This is a genomic window from Ancylobacter sp. Lp-2, from assembly GCF_020523795.1.
Lineage (GTDB): Bacteria > Pseudomonadota > Alphaproteobacteria > Rhizobiales > Xanthobacteraceae > Ancylobacter.
In genome coordinates, this window is the sequence record NZ_JAJALI010000013.1 from 1 (window position 1) to 17,427 (window position 17,427).

Annotated in this window: 18 protein-coding genes; 8 read left to right on the forward strand and 10 right to left on the reverse strand. The window is 64.8% G+C overall.

The window, feature by feature from the left end; translation table 11 throughout:
* Positions 1-29 precede the first annotated feature (29 nt).
* The 8 genes from LGR54_RS22785 to LGR54_RS22820 all read right to left on the reverse strand — a co-directional run bounded on the left by LGR54_RS22785 (position 30) and on the right by LGR54_RS22820 (position 6,317).
* A complete protein-coding gene (locus LGR54_RS22785) occupies positions 30-215 on the reverse strand; it encodes a hypothetical protein (RefSeq protein ID WP_230364254.1) in 186 nt (61 codons plus the stop codon).
* Positions 216-328: 113 nt separating this feature from the next.
* Positions 329-2,191, reverse strand: a complete 1,863-nt coding sequence (locus LGR54_RS22790; RefSeq protein WP_230364255.1) for a DUF3987 domain-containing protein — start codon at positions 2,189-2,191, stop codon at positions 329-331.
* Positions 2,175-2,420 (reverse strand): hypothetical protein, encoded by a 246-nt coding sequence (locus tag LGR54_RS22795; protein WP_230364256.1) that lies wholly within the window; start codon positions 2,418-2,420, stop codon positions 2,175-2,177. The genes LGR54_RS22790 and LGR54_RS22795 overlap by 17 nt, the downstream gene beginning before the upstream one ends.
* Positions 2,421-2,479: 59 nt before the next feature.
* Positions 2,480-3,460: a DUF3102 domain-containing protein gene (locus LGR54_RS22800; RefSeq protein ID WP_230364257.1), complete on the reverse strand. Its 981-nt coding sequence runs from the start codon at positions 3,458-3,460 to the stop codon at positions 2,480-2,482.
* A complete protein-coding gene (locus tag LGR54_RS22805) occupies positions 3,460-3,645 on the reverse strand; it encodes an AlpA family transcriptional regulator (protein WP_230364258.1) in 186 nt (61 codons plus the stop codon). Before LGR54_RS22805 ends, LGR54_RS22800 begins: the two co-directional genes overlap by 1 nt.
* Positions 3,646-3,817: 172 nt before the next feature.
* On the reverse strand, positions 3,818-4,975 hold the full coding sequence (locus LGR54_RS22810) for a site-specific integrase (protein WP_230364259.1): 1,158 nt from the start codon (positions 4,973-4,975) through the stop codon (positions 3,818-3,820).
* Between the two features lie 63 nt (positions 4,976-5,038).
* Positions 5,039-5,269 (reverse strand): hypothetical protein, encoded by a 231-nt coding sequence (locus LGR54_RS22815; protein ID WP_230364260.1) that lies wholly within the window; start codon positions 5,267-5,269, stop codon positions 5,039-5,041.
* Between the two features lie 118 nt (positions 5,270-5,387).
* Positions 5,388-6,317 carry a LysR family transcriptional regulator gene (locus LGR54_RS22820; protein WP_230364261.1) on the reverse strand — a complete coding sequence of 310 codons (930 nt, stop codon included), beginning with the start codon at positions 6,315-6,317 and terminating at the stop codon, positions 5,388-5,390.
* 466 nt (positions 6,318-6,783) lie between these two features.
* On the opposite strand from LGR54_RS22820, the gene LGR54_RS22825 reads away from it, so the two are divergent.
* The 4 genes from LGR54_RS22825 to uraD all read left to right on the forward strand — a co-directional run bounded on the left by LGR54_RS22825 (position 6,784) and on the right by uraD (position 10,421).
* The gene (locus LGR54_RS22825; RefSeq protein ID WP_230364262.1) at positions 6,784-7,821 is read left to right on the forward strand and encodes a TRAP transporter substrate-binding protein; all 1,038 of its coding nucleotides are present in this window, start codon (positions 6,784-6,786) and stop codon (positions 7,819-7,821) included.
* Positions 7,822-7,897: 76 nt separating this feature from the next.
* The gene (locus LGR54_RS22830) at positions 7,898-8,530 is read left to right on the forward strand and encodes a TRAP transporter small permease subunit (RefSeq protein ID WP_230364263.1); all 633 of its coding nucleotides are present in this window, start codon (positions 7,898-7,900) and stop codon (positions 8,528-8,530) included.
* The gene (locus tag LGR54_RS22835) at positions 8,530-9,837 is read left to right on the forward strand and encodes a TRAP transporter large permease (RefSeq protein ID WP_230364264.1); all 1,308 of its coding nucleotides are present in this window, start codon (positions 8,530-8,532) and stop codon (positions 9,835-9,837) included. The genes LGR54_RS22830 and LGR54_RS22835 overlap by 1 nt, the downstream gene beginning before the upstream one ends.
* Before the next feature lie 77 nt (positions 9,838-9,914).
* Positions 9,915-10,421: a 2-oxo-4-hydroxy-4-carboxy-5-ureidoimidazoline decarboxylase gene (gene uraD, locus LGR54_RS22840; RefSeq protein ID WP_230364265.1), complete on the forward strand. Its 507-nt coding sequence runs from the start codon at positions 9,915-9,917 to the stop codon at positions 10,419-10,421.
* 112 nt (positions 10,422-10,533) lie between these two features.
* On the opposite strand, the gene LGR54_RS22845 is transcribed toward uraD, so the two are convergent.
* Together LGR54_RS22845 and LGR54_RS22850 are read right to left on the reverse strand one after the other, a co-directional pair.
* Positions 10,534-11,844, reverse strand: a complete 1,311-nt coding sequence (locus tag LGR54_RS22845; protein WP_230364266.1) for an NtaA/DmoA family FMN-dependent monooxygenase — start codon at positions 11,842-11,844, stop codon at positions 10,534-10,536.
* Positions 11,845-11,985: 141 nt separating this feature from the next.
* The gene (locus LGR54_RS22850) at positions 11,986-13,347 is read right to left on the reverse strand and encodes an LLM class flavin-dependent oxidoreductase (RefSeq protein ID WP_230364267.1); all 1,362 of its coding nucleotides are present in this window, start codon (positions 13,345-13,347) and stop codon (positions 11,986-11,988) included.
* Between the two features lie 217 nt (positions 13,348-13,564).
* Between LGR54_RS22850 and LGR54_RS22855 the strand changes: the two genes are divergently transcribed.
* The 4 genes from LGR54_RS22855 (at position 13,565) to LGR54_RS22870 (ending at position 17,407) form a co-directional block, all read left to right on the forward strand.
* Complete coding sequence (locus tag LGR54_RS22855; RefSeq protein ID WP_230364268.1) at positions 13,565-14,422, forward strand: ABC transporter substrate-binding protein; 858 nt, start codon at positions 13,565-13,567, stop codon at positions 14,420-14,422.
* 57 nt (positions 14,423-14,479) lie between these two features.
* Positions 14,480-15,196 carry an amino acid ABC transporter permease gene (locus LGR54_RS22860; protein WP_230364269.1) on the forward strand — a complete coding sequence of 239 codons (717 nt, stop codon included), beginning with the start codon at positions 14,480-14,482 and terminating at the stop codon, positions 15,194-15,196.
* A gap of 68 nt (positions 15,197-15,264) precedes the next feature.
* Positions 15,265-16,017 (forward strand): amino acid ABC transporter ATP-binding protein, encoded by a 753-nt coding sequence (locus tag LGR54_RS22865; RefSeq protein WP_230364352.1) that lies wholly within the window; start codon positions 15,265-15,267, stop codon positions 16,015-16,017.
* Between the two features lie 79 nt (positions 16,018-16,096).
* On the forward strand, positions 16,097-17,407 hold the full coding sequence (locus tag LGR54_RS22870; RefSeq protein WP_230364270.1) for an NtaA/DmoA family FMN-dependent monooxygenase: 1,311 nt from the start codon (positions 16,097-16,099) through the stop codon (positions 17,405-17,407).
* Positions 17,408-17,427: the final 20 nt, after the last annotated feature.

Sequence of the window (17,427 nt, forward strand, 5' to 3'; positions counted from 1 at the left end):
TCCCGCCGACTGTCCCAACTGTCCGAGCGCTATGCCGCATCGTGGCGCCGCGCCGGAAACAGAGCGTCGAGGATGTCCTCGCGGCCTGCCTCTTCAAGGTCTTCAAGCGGCACCCAGCCCCAGCCCCACTGGCCGGTTTCGGTGTCGAAGCCGTAGCAACTGACGCTTTCGCCGTCGCAATCGTCAAAATCCTGGATGGTTTCTGGGTCGATCATTGGATTGCTCCGTGAAGTGTCCCAACTGTCCCTTGCGTGCGTGAGGTATAGAGAAAGAAAGGGTGACTTTGTTCTGTACCTTACGCGCCCAAGGGACAGTTGGGACGTTTGAGTCAGTTGGACAGTGATGCGGCTATCAGGGCGCGAACTTCGGCCCGGCGCTGTTTCTCATCGGCAGCTTTCCGCGCGAACAAGGTATGAACCTCGGGGCGAACGGACCAGCGGCGAGAATCCCTTCTCAAGGAAATCTGGGGCTCCAACCAGCCGTAGGCGTCTAGCTGCTGCATGACGGCCTCGATGTCCTGCAAGTCAATGCCGCGCAGCATGCGGTCGCCACGCATGACATCACGCGCTGTCACCTCGCGTAGGCCCTTTGAGAGAATAACTCCCGCCGCCGCTAGGACCGCGTCGTGGCGCTCGCCTGCGCTAAGCACATCCGAATAGAAGGCGACGGCATGCTTGAACAGGAACCGATGCAGGAACTCTCCGGCCCGGCGGGCGGTGTCCTCCGACACCTCGACGGGCAGCAGCAGGTCGGCATGTTCGACACAATGGAAGACCACACACAGCCGTGCGAACAGGCCGTCATATTTGCCTATGTGCGCGGCGAGCTTCTTGTTCACCGCCTCCCAGCCGGTTGCCAGTCTATGATGACGTTCAGTTAGTTCCTGCCGGATGGCCAGCGCGCCCTCACTGAAGCGCAGCGGCTTCTCGATTGGCGGTTTCTCGCCGACGGGCAGCTTCAGTACATGGAGCCGCTTGATCAGTATGGCGTAGTCAGCGACGACAGGTGGCACCGGCACGTCGAGCCCTACACCGGCCGGCTGCATCACGATCGGGAACAGCCGCTGCAGCAGTCCGTCGTCGTGGAGATCGGCCGCGATGCGTCGCATCGGGTCCGGTTGGATCCCGCCCAGCAGCGAGATGGAGAGGTTGTCAATCCAGACGCTGCCGCGATTGATCCGATTGACGGTGTAGCTTCCACCGTTGAAGGACTGAAGCCAGAAACTCCGATCGACGGCAGCACCCCGCCCGGCAGCGTATTTTTCCATCGAGCCGAACCATCCGGAAAGCTCGTCGCGGATGCACAGAAGGCCGTCTGGCGAGTCCTTCAGTATTTCTTGCGCCGCCTCGATGGTGGTGTCCTCCAGTCGCACGCGGGTGTTCTTCGGAGGCGGCTCGGCGCCACGGGCCTCCGTCGGCATAGCGTCATAGAGGCGCTTGCGCTTGACGAACTCGGCGAACAGTTCGCCGTCGATCTCCTTTAGGGGATGCGTGGCGATGTTGATCACAGGCGATTTCTTCGCCGACGGATTGCCCACCAGCGCCACCCAGAGCCGGGCGGATTCATGCCAGGAGTCGTCGTGCTTCTTCACGCGCAGTTTGATGCGATCGGGGATCGACGCCGCACAAACTGCCAAGGCTGCGGCTGCGACACCGCCTGCATCGACGCCGATGATGCCGGCTTCGGTGCGAGCGAACTCCTCCAGAACCGGCGGAAGCAGACCAGGTGGCAGAGCCGGCGATGCATGCTGCGCCCACGGGTCGATGGGGTCAGGGACGGTGTTGTCATTGGCCGCGGTCATACGTTCGGCCGGCGGGGTGCAGATGCGGCCTATGATGCGCATCGCCAGATCATCGTCGCCCACCTTGCCGCGGACGACACGGATGCGAGGAGTCCCGTCGACAGCGAAGTGCACCAGAAGCGTCGAGCTGGGGATGCCTGGCATGTCGACGATCCAAACAAGCAGACGATCGGCGTCACTTGCCGCAAGTGGTGTTTCGAGAACCTCGAAATCATCTGCGGCGGCAGCGGTCCAATCAGGCACGCCCGATGCTTCGCGCGGAGCGAGGCCGACGCATCCGCCGATATCGTCCAGAAGCGCGAGCGCGACCAGCGCACGCGGGTCCTGATTGCCCGCAAGGAGACTGAACTGATCGAGAGTGGCGAGGTCGATTTCAGGCTGCGCGGTCATGGACAGAGCCTTCCAAGGCGGCCAGGGCCGCGAATGCGATTTCGATGGCGGTCGTGCTGTCGATCGACGCGACTCGATGGTCGCCCCGTTTGGGCGGCCAGGCTCGTAGCCCGCCGTCGGCAGCGCGGCGGATCTCGACGCCGTACAGCCGGACAGTGCCGATCTCGACGTCCACGACGCCGAGCAGGGACGACCCCGGCGGAGCACGCCGGGCTGAAAGGATCTTCAAGGTGGTGTCCTCCGCATGGAGGTGAACATGCCCGCGGGGCGGGCGGCTGCTGGGGTTGGCTAGGCGGCGCCTGGGCGCAGGAAGCCGAGTTCTGTCGCCGGATCGAAGTCGCCGTCGGACGGGGCGGGCATTATGGAGGGGGCGGGATCGGGGATGGATGAACCTCGATCCCCGCGCGGCTGCACCTCCATCTCAGAGCGGATGGCGGCAGCAATGGCCCTGGGATTGTCGGCCTCAAGGAACTCCGCCAACTGCAGTGCCCGATCCGACCCGAGCCGATCTATTACCTTCTCAGCTACGGCGTGAGCCGGGAAGTCACTCGACGGTTCGCCGAGCGAGTCTATCGCTTTCACTGTTCTGAAGATCTGCACTCCGCTCGAGTAGACCGGCCGAGTGACTTCCCGGTCTCCAAGCAGTTCGCGGACACGGCGCCACTCTGCTGGCGTGAGCCGCGCATGCAGGATGAGAGCGAGTTCGTCCGCCCCCTCTCTGCCGCGGCGTTCTGTTTCCTCCTCCCTCAATCGACGAGCAACGGACTCCTCCTCCCGCTTGCGCGCAGCCGCTTCGCGCGCGGCTTTCGATCTTGGCGTGCGCTTGGCCTCCTCCTCCGCCTTCTTCGCCGCCTCCCGTTGTTCGCGAAGCCGGACCAATTCACGGTCCACCTCCACCACGGTAACGCGCTCACCCACCTCGGCTCGCTGCACGAAGGCCGCACGTGACGCGGCTGGTACCGACGGCGCAGCCAGGCGCGTGGCAGCATAGGGCGGCAAAAGCGCGAATTTCGCGCTTTCACCATCCGCTATCTCGGCGATCCGCATGAGCTCCTGAGCGGCGCGCATGCGGATGCCGATTGCGGACTCGACCCAAGAGGTGAAGTCGCCGTGCTTCAGCTGTGCCTTGGCTGCGAGCAGATCGCGCCCCGTATCGATCATATCGGCAGTCGCCTTGGTTAGGCGCTTGCGGATCCGCTCAGCTTGACCACGCAGGGCGGCGGCGACGTCAGCGGGGACGGCGTTGTAGTCGAAGACGGCGGGCACCATCACGCCGCCCCCCGCCGGTCACGAGCGGCGATGCGCTGGTCGATCCATGCGTCGACCTCGGCACGAATGAATGCGATCCGGCGATCACCGAGCGGCACGGCGGTCGGGAAGGTGCCCGCAGCGCGCCGTTTGAATACTTCGGCGCGGGAAAGCCCGATTTCGCGTACAACATCGTTTACGGACATCAGGCGAGTCCGGTTATCGTTAGCCGGCATATGAACTCCCATTGTGGGAGGTGGTGGGAAGGGGTTGCTAGTGCGGGCATTCGGCGCCGCGCCATGTCCAATAATGTATCCGCCACGTTGCAGCCGCGCCATGTCCCCAAGCGGGAGAAAGTCTGCGGGATGCACAAAATCGTCATGAGGCGCAGAACGCCTCCCATGCCGCCATGAGCTCCCGCCGTTTGGCCAAGGCGTCACCCCGCCTGTAGGCTCTTTCGACTGAGTTCCCGACAGCGTGCGCCAAAGCCGCCTCAGCGACCTCACGCGGAAATTCAGTGGCGTCGCCGCACCAATCTCGAAATGTAGATCTCAGTCCGTTTATGGTCGCCTTGTCGCCCGATGCCCTTCGAAGCGCCAGCACCATTCCAGTATCGGAGATTGGATTTCCGTTGCGCTCGCCGACGAACACCAGGTCGTTCGTCGCCACCTCGCGTTGCTTCTCAAGAATCTCAAGAGCGCGCCCGGTCAACGGCACCGTGTGTTCTTTCTTCATCTTCATTCGTTCAGGCGGAACAATCCACAACGCGTTATCGAAGTCGATCTCGCGCCACGTGGCGTAGCGGACCTCCCCTGCCCTCGCCGCCGTGAGCGCCTGGAACTCGACCGCCCTCGCCCCAGTCCCACCGGCGGCCCGCAAAGCCGCCATGATCGCCGGCATCTGCGCGTAAGGAGCGGCGGTGTTGTGGCCGCGAGTGAGCCTGCGCCGTGCGGGAAGCAGGTGCTGCAATCGCCCGTGCCACTCGGCAGGGTTGTCGCCGGTGTAGAGGCCGCGAGCGCGAGCATGGTCGATCACGGCGGCTACTCGCATACGCAGCCGATCAGCTAGCTCCGGCGTTTTCGTCCACATAGGCGACAGCAGCGTAACAACGTCGTCGATGCTGACTTCGGCAATCGGCGTATCGTGTAGAGGCTCAGCCTGAACCTCTAGTGATTGATGCCATTGCCAGCGAGACTTCTCGTTCTTCAGCGCAGCATCCTTCACCGCCAGCGTGTCCAGGGCGATGTCCTTAAAGGTGGTCACCTTCTTCTTGCCGGGCCGGGGCGCCTCGCCGCGGGCGAGTTGATCCCTAATGACGTCGGCCTTCTCGCGTGCGAGCTTGAGCGACACCGGGGCAGTCCCCTGCCCATACCCTCCCAAGCCGATCTCGGTACGGTTAGCGCCCCGACGATAGATGAAGACGAACTGCTTCGATCCGCCGTCGCGAAGCCGCACGAACAGGCCATCGCCATCGGAATACACACCGGGCTTGTCGAGCGCCTTTACCCTCGCGTCCGTCAGCTTGTTTCTAGCCACAGTATAATCCCGATGCCATAACCCTAGTATTGTCACTACCGTATTTTGGCGTGTCTTGCGACACTAAAAGACGTTATTTTTCAATACATTGGCTCCGTCCCTGGGCACCATTTTCCCGCTCAGCGTCGCTCGCTGAAGCTCAAAATCCCTAGAAAATCCGCTAGTTGCGCTGAGTTTGAGGCTCGCGGCGGCTCGTTGGCATTCGCCGAATTCGTTGGCGTCCTTGTTGGCACAGACGAATGCCAACAGATCACGATGCCAACGGCGCAGGCACCAAATGCCCTTGACGGACATCGCCGTCCGCACCGCAAAGGCAGCCGGCCTCGGCGCTGCTCGGCAACTCGACAGGTGGCCAAGCCGATAGTCATCACCCGGCCTGTCATCCGCATTTTTAGAGGGCGGGTTCGCGATGTCAGCGCTGCCGGAGGGAGTGCGAACGCATCTCGCCGATCAGCATGCGCAGCCAGCGGTGGGTCGGCGAGTGCTGCATGCGCTCGTGCCAGAGCTGATAGAACTGGATGCGCGGATAGGCGATGGGCGACGGGATGATCGCCAGCGGCAGGATGCCGGCAAAATGCTCGGCGAAGTGCCGGGTCACGGTGAAGATGAGATCCGTGCCGACCAGCAGATACGGGGCCATGGAAAAATAGGAGATCACCACCCGGCGCTCGCGCACCACGCGAATGGCGCTCAGATGGGTTTCCACTACCCCTCGATGCGCGATGGCATAGTCGGCCGGCGCGACATGGCTGGCGGCCAGATATTCATCGGCCGATGGGGGGCGGCGGGTGAACTCGTGATCCCGGTCGACGAGGCAGACGAATTCGTCCTCGAACAGCACGGAGCGGCGCAGATAGCTCGGCGGCGTCGGCCAGTTGCTGATCACCAGGTCGGCGCTCCCGGAGGCCAGCGCGCCCTCGAAATCATAGTCCGGCCCCAGCGCCCGCATCACCAGTCGCGCCATCGGTGCGCGGCGCCGGAACTCCCGCATGATCCCGTTGAACATCAGCGGCAAGATATGGTCCGGCAGCGCGATGGTGAAGGTCTGCCGCGACGAGGACGGGTCGAAGTGGTCTGGATCGACCAGCAGGCCATCCAGTTCCTCCAGCGCCTTGGCGGAAGCGGCCTGCAGCATAGCGGCACGTTCCGTCAGCACCATGCCGCCCTGGCTGCGCACCAGGAGCGGGTCGCCGAACATGTCGCGCAACTGCTTCAGGACGAGGCTGGCGGCCGGCTGGGACAGGCCGAGGCGCCGCGCCGCGCGCGTCACGCTCCTCTCCTCCAGCAGCGTGCCGAGTACCCGCAGGTGGAAGGCGCTGAGCGGATTGTCCGGGGTACGCATCGGCAGAGCCTCCATCGGAGTGACGCATGCATCAACGATGGCATACGCATTCGAATTTGCGAATATGTCTCCCCCTTTATGTACCTTTTCACGCCCCACGTCAGAGGGCAGGAATGGCGCCCCTACCCTCGCCTCAAGCCATCTCCTTGCTGCTCAAAACGGCACCACGAAGGTTGAAATTCGATCAGGCATATTGACCGCCCGCATGGACGGGAGCGTATAATTGCTTATCTTTCCGCTGCGGTAGCGTCGCGTTTCGGCGGCCTGGGCCGCCTCCCGCGAGGCGCTGGCGAGTGCGGCGTCCCACGGTTTCCCCCGCGAAAGAGGGGCTTGCCGGCGCTGCCTCGGCACGACCCCTCATTATTCGAAAAATCGAATAACTACTATTCGCCGCGTCGAATGGGCGAAGGCCCCGACCTTGCTTGCATGACGGCATCGCCTCGCCGCCCTCATGCAGGAGCCCGTCATGAACCGCCTCGTTCGTCCGCTCGCCGTTCTGGCGCTCATCGCCAGTTCGCAGATCGCCCATGCCGAAACCATTCGCTGGCTCACCCAGACCCAGCAGCAGAACGCCCAGTATCCGGTCGAGATCGGCGTCATCGACAAGCTGAAATCGAGCGGTTTCGACATTCAGCGCAATGAATTCCAGGTGCTCGGCCTCAATCTCGCCGATGCCCTGCGCACCGCCAGCTCCGGCGCCTTCCAGGTCGTCACCACGCAGATCGGCAGCGCGGCGAAGGACGATCCCTTCCTCGAGGGGATCGATCTCATCGGTGTCGCCACCGACATGGGCGAGTTGCGCAAGGGCGTCGATGCCTATCGCGGGGCGTTCAACGCCCGGCTCGGCGAACGTTTCGGCGTCAAGGCGGTGGCGATCTGGCCGTTCGGGCCGCAGGTATTCTTCTGCAACCAGCCGATCAAGTCGCTGAACGACCTGAAGGGCCTCAAGGTGAGGTCCTTCACCGCGTCGATGTCCAGCCTCCTCACCGAACTCGGCGCGACGCCGGTGACGCTGAGCTTCCCGGAAGTCTATCCGGCGCTGGAGCGCGGCGTCGCCTCCTGCGGCGTCACCTCGCCGACCTCCGCCAATACCGGCAAATGGCCAGAAGTGACCACCCACCTGCTGCCGCTGTCGGTGTCCGGCTCGGTGCAGGCGCATCTGGTCAATCTGGAATGGTGGGAATCGCTGCCGGCCGACCGCCGCGCGGCGCTGGAAGCGCAGTTCAAGGCGCTGGAGGACGGGCTGTGGAGCCTGGCCGTCACCACCAATGAGAAGGCGCTGGCCTGCAGCACCGGCGGCGCCTGCGAGCACGGCCTCTACACCGCCTACAAGATGACGCTGGTACCGGTGACCGAGGCCGACAAGGCGAGGGTCCAGCAGATCGCCACCGACAAGATCCTCGGCGAGTGGGCGGGACGCTGTAAGGCGACCTATGCCGACTGCGCCAAGGTGTGGAACGACTCCATCGGCGCCGCGCTGGGCATGAAGATCGCCGGCCAGTAAGCCGGCCGCCCCGCCCGCGCCTCGCATGTCGCGGGGCACGGGCACCTTCCATTCTCCCCCTATGAGTGGGTCGACCATGACGGACAAGGAACGTACCGCGCCGGCAGCGCGGCCGGAGGGCAATCCGCTGGCCCGGCGGCTGGAGCCGCCGGTTCGCTGGATGCAGATTGCCATGGGCTGGTGCCTGGTAGGCATCTGCCTCGCCACGACATATGAAATCCTGGCCCGACGCCTGTTCGGCTCCTCGATCCAGGGGGTGAACGAGGTGGGCGCCTATCTGCTGGCGATCGCCAGCACCTGGGGCTTCTCGGCGGCGCTGCTGCAGCGCGCGCATTCGCGGGTCGATTTCCTGTTCCAGTATTTTCCGCCGCTCCTGCAGTCGGTGCTGAACATGCTGGCCAGCGTGTCATTGGCCGGCCTCGCCATCTTCTCTGCCTGGCAGGGATGGCGGGTGCTGTCCGATACGCTGCGCTGGCAGGCGCACGCCGCGACCCCGCTGCAGACGCCGCTATGGATCCCGCAATCGCTCTGGCTGGCCGGGCTGGTCATCTTCGCCGGGGTGGCGGCGGCCTTCGCGGCCCATGCCCTTATCCTGATGTTCACCGACCGGCGCCGGCTCGACCGCTTCTACGGGCCCCCCTCGCTCAAGGAGCAGATCGAGATCGAGACGCAAGGCACGCTGCCGAGCGACGGCCGGGCGGTGCTGTGATGATCAGCATTACCATCGTCGTTCTCGGCTTCCTGGTGATGATCGCCCTGCTGTTTCTGGGGCTTCACGTCGCCACCGCGCTGTTCCTCACCGCCGTCACCGCCATCGTCGTCTATTTCGACGGCGTGCATCTGCGGATGTATGGCAGCCAGCTCTGGAGCTCGATGGAGGACTACATCCTCCTGTCGATCCCGCTCTACATCCTGCTCGGCGAAATCCTCGTGCGCAGCGGCATGACCGACAAGATGTACGGGGCGCTGGCGCCGTGGCTCAACAAGCTGCCCGGCGGCCTGCTGCACACCAATATCGGCGCCTCGGCGATCTTCTCGGCCGTCTCGGGCTCGTCGGTCTCCACCGCGGCGACCATCACCACCGTCGCCCTGCCCTCGTTCAAGAAGCGCCGCTATGACGAACGGCTGGTGCTGGGCTCCATCGCGGCGGGCGCCTCGCTCGGCAATCTCATCCCGCCGGGCATCGCCTTCATCATCTATGCCTCGCTGACCAACACCTCGGTCGGCCAGCTCTATGCAGCCGCCATGCTGCCGAGCCTCATCCTCACCGTCCTGTTCATGGCGGTCATCGCGGTGATTTGCCTGCTGCGCCCCGATCTCGCCGGCGCGAGGGAAGAGGGCGTGCCGCTTGGCGAGCGCCTGCGCCGCCTGGTCGATCTCACCGGCCCGCTCGTGGTGTTCTCCATCATCATGGGCTCGGTCTACACCGGCTGGGCGACCGTGACGGAATCGGCGGCGCTCGCCGTCGTCGCCACCATGATCATCGCGGGGGCACAGGGCCGGCTGAACATCGGCATGCTGCATGAATCCTTCATGGCGACGGCCAGTCTCACCGCCATCACCATGCTGATCCTCGCGGTGGCGTTCTATCTGAACTACGCGCTCGGCCTGCTCGGCATCACCCAGACGCTCAGCACTTGGGTCGCCGGCCTCGGCACCGAGCCGATGACCTTGAAATGGGTCCTCGCGGTGTTCTACCTGCTCCTCGGCGTGTTCTTCGAAACGCTGCCGATGATGGTCGGCACGGTGCCGATCCTGTTCCCGATCATCGTCGCCGTGGGCATCGACCCGGTCTGGTTCGGCGTCTTTATCGTGCTGATGTGCGAGATGTCGCTGTTGAGCCCGCCCGTCGGCATGACGCTCTACGTCATCCAGACCGTCCGCAAGGAGGGCAATATCGGCACCGTCTTCGCGGGCACCATTCCGTTCGTCGCGGCGATGATGCTGATGACCGCGCTGCTGATCCACTTTCCGCAAATGGCCAGCTGGGCGAGCGCCGCGCTGCCCGGCAACTGACGCCGGACAACGGCAATGGCGGACGCGCGAGGCGATGTCGCGCGCCCGACAGACTGTCGCGTACAAGGGAAATCTCCATGCAAGACACGACCGCGCTCGGCGCCGGCGATCAGGCGACCTTCATCGCGAGATATGCCGACCTGTTCGAGCATTCTCCCTGGGTGGCGTCCCGCGCCTGGCGCCCGGAGGGTTTCGACAGCCCAGCCGCCATGCTCGACACGATGATGGCGGTGGTCGCGGCGGCCTCCGAGAGCGAGCAGACGAGCTTGCTTTGCGCGCATCCCGAACTCGCCGGGCGCGAGGCGCAGGCTGGCGAACTCACGCAGGATTCGGCGCTTGAACAGGCCGGCGCGGGTCTAAACCGCCTCGAGCCGCGCGAGTTCGAGGAAATGCGCCGGTTGAACGCCCTCTATCTCGCCCGGCACGGCTTCCCGTTCATTGTCTGCGTCCGGCACTACACCAAACGCGGAATTCTCGCCGAGCTGGACAGGCGCAGCCGCCGCGTAACCTCCCTGGAGCGCGAGGAAGCCTTTGCCCAGATCGGCTTCATCGCGCGTGCTCGGCTGGAACCTCGTCTGGAGTAGCGAGCTGGCGACACGCGTCCTGGTCGGGAAGACTTCTGCCGTCATGCCCGATGTCGGCGACATGACCGTCCGGGGCGCGACGAGAAACCGAGACAGCGGTGTTACGTCGCTCTCAGAACGCCAGCAGATTGTCGCGCAGATGCGCGTGCTCATAGGCCTTGCGCGCCAGGCCCCGCCGCTGCAGGGCCGGCACCAGCCCGTCGGTGATGGTGGCGATGGAGCGGCGGCTCACATCCGGCAGCACGATGAGGAAGCCATCGCCGCCGACCTCCTCCATGATCTCGCGCATCTGATCCGCCGCGCTGTCCGGCGTGCCGACCACATCCACGCAATAGCCGACGCTGCTATTGGCGATCACCGCCTCGCGCAGCGTGTTCTTGCCCGCGCGGATGAGGAAGTTCTGCAGCGTGGATTGCGTCCCGTTGGTGCTGAGTTCGCCGACCGGCGCGTCGAGGTCGAAGGCGGAGAAGTCGATATTCACCGCCCAGCCGAGGCGCGCGAGACGCGTCTCGATGTTCTGCACCGCCTGGATGCCGCGCTGGTCGGCATACCAGCGCGCCTGCTCCTCGGTCTCGGCGATGATCGGCGAGAGCAGGAACAGCAGCTTGCAGCTGTCGGGATCGCGTCCCAACGCCGCCATCTGGGCGCGGACTTCCTGCCGGTAGCGCTTCATGTTCTCGATGCCGGTCGGCGCGGCGACGATGGTGTCGGCATGGGTGGCGGCGAAGGTCCGCCCGGTCGAGGATCCGCCAGCCTGGGCGATGACCGGCCGCCCCTGCGGGCACGGGCCGGAATTCAGCGGCCGGCGCGAGCTGTAATATTTCCCGGCATAGTCGATGGTACGCACCTTGGCGGGGTCGACCAGGATGCCGTTCTCACGGTCGTCGCGAATGGCGCCGGGCTCCCACGAATCCCAGAGCTGCTTGACGACGGCGACGTACTCCTCGGCCATCTGGTAGCGCTCTTCATGATCAGCCATGCCGTCGAGGCCGAAATTACGCGCCGCGAGGTCGGCGAAGCCGGTCACCAGGTTCCAGCCGGCGCGCCCGCCGGAAATCTGGTCGAGCGACCCGATGATGCGCGCGGTGAGATAGGGCGCATAGGCGAAGGTGGATAGCGTCGGCACGATGCCGAGCCGCTTCGTCGACGCCGCCAGCAGGGTGGCGACGACCGAGGGCTCCTGGCGTGGCACGCAGATGCCGTTGTTCAGGAAGATGTCGCGCGAGTTGTTCCAGCTCTCGCCGATGAAGATGGAGTCCTCGATCAGGAGATAGTCGAAGCAGGCCCGTTCGATGGCCCGCGCGAGATCGACGAATATCTCGGCACTCATCCAGTCGCTGCCGATATTTCCCGTCCACGGCTCGCCCCAGGCCTGCGCGCTCGATCCCTGAAGAAACCAGGACAGATGAAACGGGGACGGCATGACCTTCTCCTCACTTGTCGGCCGGACGCGCGCACAGCGGCGAGGTCCAAGGAATTCGACTGTCGATGGGGGTGCCCGGAATGGCGGGCGGCATGACGGGACGATGGTGGCCGGACCTCTCGTCCGGCCGGCGCCCTGACTTCAAGGCTTAGCGACGGCCTGAGCCCGCCGGGCGGCGGCATGGCGACTGACCGGTCGACGCAGACCGAGATTTTCTCGCAATGTCGTGCCTTCGTAGTCCGTGCGGAAAAGGCCCCGGCGCTGCAATTCGGGCACGACCTCGGCGGTGAATTCCGCCAGGCTGTCCGGCAGCACCGGAAACGCCATCATGAAGCCGTCGGAGGCGCCGCTCTCGACCCACGCCTCCATCTGGTCGGCCACCTGGACGGCGTCGCCGAAGAAGATGGCCTTGCTACGGTTGTAGCGCCTGCAGACCTCGCGCAGTGTCAGCCCCTGCCGGATGAGGCCGACGATCTCCTCGAAATAGACCTGATGATGGTTCGAGGAAGCGGGGATCCGGTCGAGCGGCACCGGCTCGTCCAGCGGCAGGTCCGACAGATCGGTTTCGAGGTCGGTCTTCAGATAGAGGAGGCCGATGTCGATATGCACGTTCTCCTGCCAGAAGGCCCATTTCTCCCGAGCATGCTGCTCGTTCTCGCCGACCACGATCGAGACGCCGGAGAGGATCTTCAGCTCGTCCGGGTGGCGCCCGAACTTCGCCATGCGCCCCTTCAGGTCCCGATAGAACTGTATGGCCTCGTCGCGGGAGGCCCCTGTGCCGAAAACCACCTCCGCCGTCTCGGCGGCGAGTTCCTTGCCGGCCTCGGAGGCACCGGCCTGGAAGATCACCGGGCTGCCCTGCGGCGGGCGCGCCATGTTGAGGCCGCCATGCACCTTGAAGAACTCGCCCTCATGGTCGAGCACGTGGAACTTCGCGGGGTCGAACATCCGCACATTCGCCTTGTCGTAGATGAAGGCGTCGTCCTCCCAAGTGTCCCAGAGCCCGCGCACGATCTCGAAGAATTCCCGCGCCTTGGCATAGCGCCGGTCATGCGGCGGCAACCGGTCGAGGCCAAAATTGCGGGCGGCGTAGTCGTTCGCCGAGGTCACGACGTTCCAGGCGGCGCGGCCGTGACTGATATGGTCGAGCGAGGCGAACAGGCGCGCGACGTTGTAGGGCTCGTAGAAGCTGGTGGAGGCGGTAGCGCCGAGCCCGATATGCGAGGTCGCCCCGGCGATCGCGGACAGGAGCGTGATCGGCTCCATCATGTTCATGTAGAGCGGGCCGCGCGTCCAGGCGTCGAGGTTCTCGGTACGGGCGGCGGGCGTGTCGGCCAGGAAGAAGAAGTCCAGCTTGCCGTCTTCCGCCATGCGGACGATCCGCCGGAAGTAATCCACGTCGGTCGGCGCGCGGTCCTGCGCGCTCGGCAGCAGCCAGGCCGAGGAATGATAGCCGTTCGCCTCGAACAGGCCTCCGAGAACCATCTTCTTGCGCGACGACATCGCCTTCTCGCTGTTCGGACATGGAAGATCGGGCATCCGGGCCGAAGCACCCGTGGCGACCGTCCCGTGCTCACGGTAGCCATGTCGCGGCGCGGGCACAGTACCTAACTAGGGTTATTGTTCCCCCGCGCCCCACCCCTGTGAAATGCCACACCAATCGCAGCCGGCGTCTCAACCCGCCTCTGCGCACCAACAAGGCCAGCCAGGGGTTCCCGCCATGAAGTCATCGATCGGAAAGGCCGTGCTCGCGGCCGTCATGCTTGTCTCGGCCGTCTCCGCCGGGCAGGCCAACTGCCTTGACGATATCAAGAAGGCGGGCGTCATCACCGCCGGCAACGGCCTGCTCGGCACCAAGCCGTTCGTGTGGAAGAACGAGGACGGCAGCTATGCCGGCTTCGAGTGGGAGATGTTCCAGGAGCTCGGCAAACGTCTCGGCGTCCCCAAGCAGGACTACGTGATCACCGAATGGACCTCGCTGATCCCCGGCCTGAAGGTCGGCCGGTGGGACATCATCCTGTCCGGCATGGCCGCCACCCAGGAGCGTATCCAGGGCGCCGGCATCACCTTCTCCAAGCCGTACTTCCTGCTTTACGACTATGTGATCGTGCCCAAGGGCTCCCCCATCAAGTCGATGGACGACCTGAAGGGCAAGACGCTGGCCTCGACGCTCGGCACCATGGATTCGCTGAACGCCCACAACCTCGTCGCCCAGGGCAAGGCCGCCAAGGTCCAGGACTTCAACGATTTCGGCGCCCCCTTCCTCGCCCTGCGCAACGGCCAGGTCGACGCGGTGGTGATGGACCAGGCGACGATGCAGGCCCAGATCGAGACGATGGGCGACCTGCGCCAGCTCGGCGAGCCAATCTTCTACCAGTCCAAGCCCGAATGGGCCGAAGCCGAGGCCAAGGCGGACTACATCCTCGGCGGCACCTCCATTGGCGTGCGCAAGGAATGCCCGGAGCTGCTGACCGCGGTCAACGACGCCCTCACCGCGATGGATGCCGATGGCACGCGCAAGGCGATCCTGTCGAAATACGGCGCGTGGGCGGAGTACCAGGCCAAGACGACCAAATGATGCGTCAAGTGATGCGATACGTAGCGCGACACGTCATGCGAGCGGAGAAGACCATCTATGTATGAGTTCTTCTTCGTGCTGATCCCGCGCTACTTTCCCTTCCTGCTCGAGGGTGCGGTCGTCACCCTCGAGCTGTCCTTCCTCAGCATGGCCTTCGGGCTGGTGCTGGGGATGGCGGTGGCGCTGGGCCGGCTGAGTGGGCGCAAATGGCTCGAATGGCCGCTGGCCGCCTATGTCGAGATCTGGCGGGACGTGCCGCTCATCGTGCAGTTGCTGGTGATCTATTTCACCCTGCCGAGCATCGGCCTCACCCTGCCCGCCTTCTGGGCCGGCGTGCTCGGCCTCGGCCTCAACCTCGCCGCCTATCTCTCGGAGGTGTTTCGCGCCGCCATTCTCTCGATCGATCCGGGCCAGCGCGCCGCCGGCCTATCGATCGGCATGTCGCGGCTGATGATCTTCTACCGCATTACCCTGCCGCTGGCGCTGCGCATCGCGATCCCGACGGTCGGCGGCTATTTCATCGCGCTCCTGAAGGACTCATCCCTCGTCTCGTTCATTTCCGTCAATGAATTGCTGCGGAATGGCACGATCGTCATTTCAAATACGTTCAGGAACATGGAAGTCTACATGATGGTGGCGATCATCTATTTCGTGATGAGCTTCGTCGCCTCGCTCCTCGTCCGCCATATCGAGCAGCGGCTGACCCCTCGTCATCTCAGGCGAAAGCAACGTGGCAGCAAAGCGCTCGCGGCCCGGCCGGCGGTGATGCCATGAGCGCACGAATCCTCACCACGGAAGCACCGGCTCCCGGTATCACCGCCGAGCCCGTGCCCGCAAAGCCGCTGCTGCAGGTGCGTGCCCTGCACAAGTCGTTCGGCGGCGTCAACGTGCTCAGGGGCGTCGACCTCACGGTCAATCCCGGCGAGGTCTCCTTCGTCATCGGCCCCTCCGGCGGGGGAAAGTCGACGCTGATCCGCTGCATCAACTTCCTCGAAACGCCCAATGCCGGCGAGATCACCTTCGACGGGCGCCTGCTGTGCCGCGAGGAAGGCAACGTCTTCAAGATGGAACCGGAGCGGGTCCTGCGCGCCGCGCGCAGCGAGATGCCGATGGTGTTCCAGCACTTCAACCTGTTCTCCCACCGCACCGTGCTGGAGAACGTGATCGAAGGCCCGGTCATGGTGAAGCGCTGGCCGCGCGACGAGGCTATCGCGCATGCCGAGAAGCTGCTCGCCGAGGTCGGCCTCGCCGACAAGGCCGATCGCTATCCCGACGAGTTGTCCGGCGGCCAGAAGCAGCGCGTCGCCATTGCCCGGGCGCTGGCCATGCGGCCGAAGCTGATCCTGTTCGACGAGCCGACCTCGGCGCTCGACCCCGAGCTCGTCTCCGGCATCCTGGACACGATCCGTGCCCTCGCCGAGCAGGGCATGACGCTCATCATCGTCAGCCACGAAATGGGCTTCGCCCGGCGTCTCGCCGACGTGGTGCATTTCATCGCCGACGGCACCATCGTGGAATCGGGGCCGCCCGCCCGGATCTTCGACAATCCGGACAATCCCCGCCTCGCCACCTTCATCCGTTCCATCCTGCATTGAGGCGGCGTGCGCCGTGGCGGGCGCCGCCCTCTGTTTGCCGCGCCTCGCCGGCCCGGCCCAGCATTCGGAATTTCTCGACATGTCGCAGCCCTTTCACCTCGGCCTGTTCCTTCAAGGCTCCAGCATCCAGGCGTGGGGTACGCCGTGGACCGGCCGCATCGCCGAAACCTGGATGAAGCCGGACCTGTTCATCGACATCGCTCGGGCGCTGGAGCGGGCGTGCTTCGACTACATCCTGCTGGAGGACGGCCCCTATATCGGCGAGAGCTTCGGCGGTTCGCGCGAGATCTATCTACGCAACGGCATCTCCGTCCCCCGCCAGGACCCGGCGGTGGTGGCCGCTCTCATGACCGCCGCGACCCGCCATATCGGCATCGTGCCGACGCTCGCCACCTACGTTCACCACCCCTTCGTCGTCGCCCGGCAGATCGCCACGCTCGATCAGGTTTCCGGCGGCCGGGCGGGCTGGAACATGGTCACCGGCAGTTCCAAATTCGCCTTCCAGAATTTCGGCTACGAGGAACTGACCAAACACGACCTGCGCTACGAGATGGCCGACGAATATATCGAGATCGTCGAGCAGCTCTGGGGTTCGTGGGATGCCGACGCCATTGTCGCCGACGAGGCCAATGGTGTGCTGATCGACCATGAGCGCGTCCGCCAGATCGACTTCAAGGGCAAGTATTTCAGCTCCCGCGGCCCGCTGAATTGCGGGCCTGCCCCGCAGGGACGCCCGGTGATCGCGCAGGCGGGCGGCTCGCCGCGCGGACGGCAATTCGCCGCCCAGCATGCCGACACCGTGGTGACGAGCGTGGTCGGCGTCGACGACATGCGGGCCTATAGGGACGATGTGCGCCAGCGCATGGTCGCCGCCGGCCGGGACCCCGACACCTGCAAGGTCATGTTCCTGGTCACGCCGATCATCGCCCCCAGCATGGCCGATGCGCGGGCGATCCAGGCCGAGCGGCGGGCACAGGCCGCCAAGCAGAGCGACCTGAAGCTCGCCTTCCTCGGCAAGATCACCAATATCGATTTCACCAAGCTCGATCTCGACCAACCGGTGGGCAGCCTGACGACCGAGGGGCACCAGCAGTTGCTCGACGACTTCATCCGGCAGGCGGGCAAGAAGACGCTGCGCGAGGCGATCACCGCCTTTACCCATGATGGCGACGGTGTCGAGTTGCTAGGCTCACCCGACGATATCGCCGAGCAGATGGGCGAGGTGATGCAGGCGGTCGGCGGCGACGGCTTCCTGTTCTCGCTGCCCAATCTCCACCGCCGCACCGTCGCCGAGATCGAGGACGGCCTCGTGCCGGCGCTGCAGAAGCGCGGCCTGATGCGCAAGGCTTACGCACACGCGCATTTTCGCGACAATTTGCTGGAGTTCTAGACGTCCATCTGTCCGAATGT